General features: G+C 51.8%; 4 protein-coding genes. 1 reads left to right on the plus strand and 3 read right to left on the minus strand.

All coding sequences use genetic code 11. From position 1 onward, the window contains the following. Positions 1 to 730 precede the first annotated feature (730 nt). The 3 genes from GXY01S_RS17685 to GXY01S_RS16205 form a co-directional block, all read right to left on the minus strand. Positions 731 to 1549, minus strand: coding sequence for a replication initiator protein A (locus GXY01S_RS17685; RefSeq protein ID WP_010511482.1), 819 nt, complete (start codon positions 1547 to 1549; stop codon positions 731 to 733). A gap of 90 nt (positions 1550 to 1639) precedes the next feature. Next, positions 1640 to 2521, minus strand: coding sequence for a ParB/RepB/Spo0J family partition protein (locus tag GXY01S_RS17690; RefSeq protein ID WP_010517477.1), 882 nt, complete (start codon positions 2519 to 2521; stop codon positions 1640 to 1642). Continuing rightward, positions 2521 to 3543 carry a ParA family protein gene (locus tag GXY01S_RS16205; protein ID WP_025440117.1) on the minus strand — a complete coding sequence of 341 codons (1023 nt, stop codon included), beginning with the start codon at positions 3541 to 3543 and terminating at the stop codon, positions 2521 to 2523. Before GXY01S_RS16205 ends, GXY01S_RS17690 begins: the two co-directional genes overlap by 1 nt. 1156 nt (positions 3544 to 4699) lie before the next feature. Here GXY01S_RS16205 and GXY01S_RS17695 point away from each other — a divergent pair. Beyond that, positions 4700 to 5648 (plus strand): IS630 family transposase gene (locus GXY01S_RS17695; RefSeq protein ID WP_110570450.1). Its coding sequence is split into 2 segments (ribosomal slippage): positions 4700 to 5040 and positions 5039 to 5648, totalling 951 coding nucleotides; the frame shifts between segments, so codons are not numbered across the junction. Positions 5649 to 5660: the final 12 nt, after the last annotated feature.

Below are 5660 nucleotides of genomic sequence, written 5' to 3' on the forward strand. Positions count from 1 at the left end.
AGCGCGAACTGAAGATGGAATGCAAGGAAGGCAGACTTATCCCCAACGGTCGAGTTAGAAGGTTATTTTTAAACTGTTAAAAAGTTAAAGGCCGAAAAGCGCGTTTAATATCATTTGGTTAGGGCCTGTTTCTGTGCGCGATGTTCCGATAAGGCGTGCGCGATATTCCGAAAGAAAGCGTGCGCGATATTCCGTTGGGATGTGCGCGATGTTCCGATAAGACGTGCGTGATATTCCGAACGAGAATCGCGTTGCTGTGAATAATGGGAGTAATCATCGTCGACAGGGCAGAAGGCATACTTTGCGACCGTCAAGAACAACTGCAACAGGCCTCCAATTCTTGAGAATGGATATAGGGAAGAGAAAACTTCGGAATATCGCGCACGCCGGAAAAGGCATTAGGCCAGATATTCGGAATATCGCGCACATTAACGATCTTCACCTTGCTAATTCGGTCATCAAGTTCACGCCGATAGTTGCCCAAGGTGTTTATGAGGCGCAGTCTCTGCCCAAACGCCATGAATTCGGAACATCGCGCACGTTTAAGGTAGGTCTCTGGCGTTCGGACGTCCGTGCGTGTGATTCCTTGGGCGATGACAAGTTATGGCATCCGATAAGTAGCAGGCTTGATATCTTAGGTATTTTGCGCTTCACAGCAGCCTAGGAAAACAAACGCGACAGCGTCTCATGGTTCGGAACATCGCGCACATGTCCTGCTCATATTTTATCGCTAAGATTGTGATTCTCGATGTTCAAAAATCACTACGGGACGCCCTCCCCTTGGACCTACTTCGAGGGATAGCTGATAATCGGGGATAACGTCATCGCCTATAATTTTGAGAAGATCTCTTTTGAAAAATCGTAATTCGCGTGTAGTACCGATTTTCTTGGCGAGTTTATCTAGACTAATTTTCCATATTTCCTGGTTACCAAGATGCTTTCGTCCGATTTCATAAATACGGCGCCCCAGGCCACTATCGAGACTAAAATAAGTGGGGTTAATTGTCAGCACCCTGCGTTCCTTGACGAGGGCACGAAACATCCAGTCATTGAGCGTAATTTCAATGGCTGCCATAATTTTACGTCCAGTCGATGTTTTCCGCTCGACTACGCGCCATGTCTCTATCCAGCCAAACCCGCGCCGGTCGCGTTCGTCTGCAGATTCGATGGTTGTCATGATATTTGTAGATCTCAGACGATGAAGCGCATCGAGCAAAAGGTCGTAGCTGCGCTTACCTGTTCCTCGACCGGTGACGCGCAGGAGATCATGCGCAGCGAAGCGGACTGTATGGTCGACAGTCATTCCTCGCTCAATGCGTTCATTGATAAGAGAGACGACATAAAGAAGTATGTCTTTATCCCAAATCGTCGCAAGCCCTTTTGGGCCAGGTTCTATGGTAATTTGTATTTTCCCGTCGTCATATACCAGAGGCTCCATGCGCGGTTGCTTCTGGATGCTGAAGAACGGATATTCCATAAGGGCTCTGTCATCCTTTAACGGAGCCCCTATTAGGGAGTCGACAAACAGGTCAGCTTCGTTGCTAGCCATTATCTACCCCAGCCTTGCCTTTTGTGCGCGATGTTCCGAATGCAAACAAACCGGTTAATACAGCCAGGGTCAATGATTCTCTCGTCAGTGTTACGTATTTTCATCACCCAGCACCTGATCAATCTCGGCCCGGAGTCTTCGCAAGCGTTCACGGTCTTCCGAATTAAGCGGGAGTTGTTGGGCACGGACTTCACTTAGACGCTGGGCCATCCTGTCTACGGATGTAAACGTAAATCCAGAAGGTTTGCGGGTCGGTGCGGATTCTGGCCGTTCGAGGTCAGCTCGACCCAGTCGAATAGCTTTTACTGTGAGTTGTCCGGTTCTGGCTTGTTCAATGAGCTCTTGTTGTCTCACAGGATCCGGGACTCGTGCGAGTTCCACAAGGGTATTTCGTGCCACACCTCGCTCTGACGTCAACTCTTCAAGGATATCGGTTGGGAGCGTCAGGATTTTCAGGATAGAGCTAATTTCGCCGCGACTTTTTCCAAGAACTTCACCTGCCTGGCTCTGGTTCCAGCCTCTTTTTTCAATCAGTCGTTGGATGCCGGTTGCTTCTTCCAGAGGGTTTAGGTCCACTCTCTGAAGGTTCTCAATGAGCGCTGCGACTTCAGCATCACCGTCGTGTTCAATTGCAAGCATGCTGGACCAGCCAGCATGTTGCGCTGCTCGCCAACGGCGTTCGCCCGCGACTATGACCCATCGTTTGTCGGATTGTGAGTTCGTGACACGACGTACAAGAATGGGTTGAAGCTGTCCTTCAGCGACCATGGTTTCTGCTAGTGCTGCGATACTCTCGTCGTCGAAACTTTTTCGCGGTTGGTCCGGATCTGGCGCCACTTCTGTCAAAGGAACTTCGAATGTATGTCGAAATTTTCCGTCCTGGCGAACAAAACTGTTGCTGGCGTCGTCAATGAGACCAGCGGCTACGCCGAGAATAGGAGACGGGGCTTTTGTTTTGCGTCGGGTTGCCATCACGCATTACTTTCAGGCTGTTCGATATCTGCAAGCGGAAAATCTGTCTTCGTTTGGAGTGCTTGTGCCAGTCGAAGGTATGGTGCCGTTGCGGCTGCTGAAGAAGAGGACTCCAACGCAATCCTGCCTGCGCGTGCAGCATGACCGTACACAGCGCTTGAAGGCACGGGTTCCAGAACTGGAGCGCGGTCTTTCATCATGGAACATAAGTGTTGAAGGACTTCGCGGTCCACAGATTTGCGTGCGTTATATTGGGTCGGTAAAATACCAAGGAGTCGAAGCCCTGGATTCAGACGACGCTGGATCTTGCCGATGGTGCCGATAATCAGGCCAACGCCCATTGTGTCGTAAGGCTCGGTTCTCACAGGGACAATTGCATCATCGGCAGCAGCAAGGCTCATCCATGTAAGCATGCCGAGATTGGGAGGTGCATCGATCACGATCCAGTCGTAGTCCTCACGGACAGGATCAATGGCTTCCCGTAGCGCGGCGTCAAAACCGGGTTCTCTCCGGCCGTCCGTTTCGGCTAGGTCAATATGGCTGGCGATGAAATCGAAAGGCAGTTCGCGTCCGTCTGGTAGCGTGCCCGCCGCAACCACGATCTCAGAAAGGGGTTTTCCACCAAGGATGAGGTGAGCGGTCGTTTTGCCTTGATGATAAAGTTCAACACTGGCGCCAGCGAGTATCCCGGCTGTAGCTGTGGCTTGTGGATCCATATCAATGAGAAGAACGCGCCCTCCCAGTGATGACAACGCGTATGCGAGGTTGAGCGATGACGTTGTTTTCCCAACGCCGCCTTTTTGGTTTGCCAGCACAAGTATTCTTGCAGAATCTTGAACTGCGCCAGCCATATTACGTATCACCTCGGCGACATCATCCGGGATTGGTTCTTTATCGTTTTCCCACCGGCTAATCTTGGGCTTATCATAGCTTCGGCCAAGTCTGCGGTTGAGTTCATCTTTGATGTCGGCCTGACTTAATCGCAAAGTCAGTCGGCTATTTCGAAATGTTTGACCGTTCATTATGGCTTCCCCAGACAGACTTTTGATGCGTAAAATAGCATCAACGTCAACGATGATGGTTGATGTTGATTGTTATCAGTCTTTCTTGTCAAGGAAAAAATCGACGGCATATGGGCTGATATGAAGCCCTAAATTGGTCTTCGAGAGATACGATCAATGTTGCCTGCTTCTCGTCAAACATCTAATCCGGCCCAGGTGCGGCATGACTGAAGTGGCAACTTAGGACCATGTTATAGATTACTTGTGTCTTGAATGAGGCTTTGTCAAAGCGGACGAATCATTAAAACGAGGCATAAATCAGCCGAGGAGATAGCGATCAAAGATATAATGGAGGATGATATTTTGCTGTGCGACGTGTTACGATAGTCTTCTGGTTCTAGTTCATCCTTATGCTCAATGTTCGGACGTCAGAACATTCTCAGGCGGAATTTGTAAGATCATTCTTGGATGGGAGTAATACATTCCATCGCAAAATGCGTGAACTTCAGGGCATTGGAGCAGATGCTGATGTTCGGACGTCAGAACATCAGATGGCGCGTACCGGATTTTTATGAGCAGTGGTTCTGGACGTCGTTGGTCATCGAGATCGTGGTCGGTTCCTTGATTGCACTCCCCCCAAGTTCAGGAAACCTATCGAACATGCATTCACCCTGACTGGGGACTTGGATAATGCGTCGTTTTTCCTCATCGTCCACTACGAGCGATCGCAAGGCGTGCTATGTCGATGAGGGGGCAGCAACCAATTCCGCTGTCTTCATGTGGCCGACGTTTCATCCGAAAGATCGTCATGGAACGTACTCGCTGCAGTGAGACGTTCGCTGGACATGGTAAGACTGAGCATTGCCGCACCTTGGCGGCTCTAGCCTATGACAGCAAGACGGATCGCAGCATCGGGATAGACCAGGACGCTGCCATGGCGCTCATCCTCAAATGTTCAGGAGGCCGACCTGTTAATCATGTGGAGATGACGATACGGTACAAGCGGATCATCGACGTTCTTTTTCAAGGCATGAAAGAAGTGAGAGATAGGTCACGCTGCTACATATGCCGTTTTGCTTTGAACTAGAGCATAATCTGATCTAATAGGTTCATTTTAAGATTCCCATACTGGTCGAAATCTGATTCATACTATGTGCCGGTATGGAGGCCGGCCCGTATGACCCGAGCCCTGTCTGCTGACCTTCGCCGCCGCACGATTGCGGCTGTTGCCTCTGGCATGACCCGTCGTGCGGCGGCGGTTCGTTTTGGTGTGTCTTCGTCGAGCGTTATCCGCTGGGTTGCCGAGTGGCAGGCCAGCGGTCGTGACCATGCGCTTAAACAGGGCGGTGATCGCCGTTCTCACCGGATTGAAGCGTGGTCAGCCTTCCTGCTGGCCGCGATTGAAACAAAGGCCGATATTTCCCTTGTCGAACTGGCGGAGACACTTGCAGCGGAACACGGTGTCCGCTTTGCGCCGAGTACGATCTGGCGCTGTCTCGACCGTCACGACATGACCATCAAAAAAAACGGCGCACGCCAGCGAGCAGACACGGCCCGACGTCGCACAGCGGCGCGAGGCCTGGTTTGACAGTCAGCCTGACCTTGATCCGGCCCGTCTGATCTTCATCGACGAAACAGCCGTCTCAACGAAGATGGCCCGCCTGCGGGGGCGGTCACAACGGGGCACGCGCTGTCGGATGTCCGTGCCCCACGGGCACTGGAAAACCACGACGTTCATCGGCGGGCTGCGCCTCTCCGGCATGACAGCACCGATGATGCTGGACGGCCCAATGACCGGCGAATGGTTTGCCGCCTATACCCGCAAGGTGCTCGTTCCAACCCTGTCGCCGGGAGACGTCGTCATTCTGGACAATCTGCCCGCCCATAAAGGAGCCGCTGCCCGCGAGGCTGTGGAGGCAGTCGGCGCCAGGTTGTTGTTCCTGCCGCCCTACAGTCCTGATTTCAACCCGATCGAAAACATCTTCGCCAAAATGAAGGCGTGGATCAGACGGGTGGCACCGCGAACCCTCGACGCTCTTCAAAATACCGTCTGTGGAGCAATTGACGATATCTCTCATCGCCAGGCCGCAGCGTGCTTCACCGCCGCTGGATATGAACTAGACTGATCGGATTATGCT

It is taken from the genome of Komagataeibacter xylinus NBRC 15237 (genome assembly GCF_001571345.1).
Classification (GTDB): Bacteria; Pseudomonadota; Alphaproteobacteria; order Acetobacterales; family Acetobacteraceae; genus Komagataeibacter; species Komagataeibacter xylinus.

Bases quoted from the DNA above. Each gene is read 5' to 3' on its own strand.
- GXY01S_RS17685 (WP_010511482.1), bottom strand. From the start codon at position 1,549: ATGGCTAGCAACGAAGCTGACCTGTTTGTCGACTCCCTAATAGGGGCT.
- GXY01S_RS17690 (WP_010517477.1), bottom strand. From the start codon at position 2,521: ATGGCAACCCGACGCAAAACAAAAGCCCCGTCTCCTATTCTCGGCGTA.
- GXY01S_RS16205 (WP_025440117.1), bottom strand. From the start codon at position 3,543: ATGAACGGTCAAACATTTCGAAATAGCCGACTGACTTTGCGATTAAGT.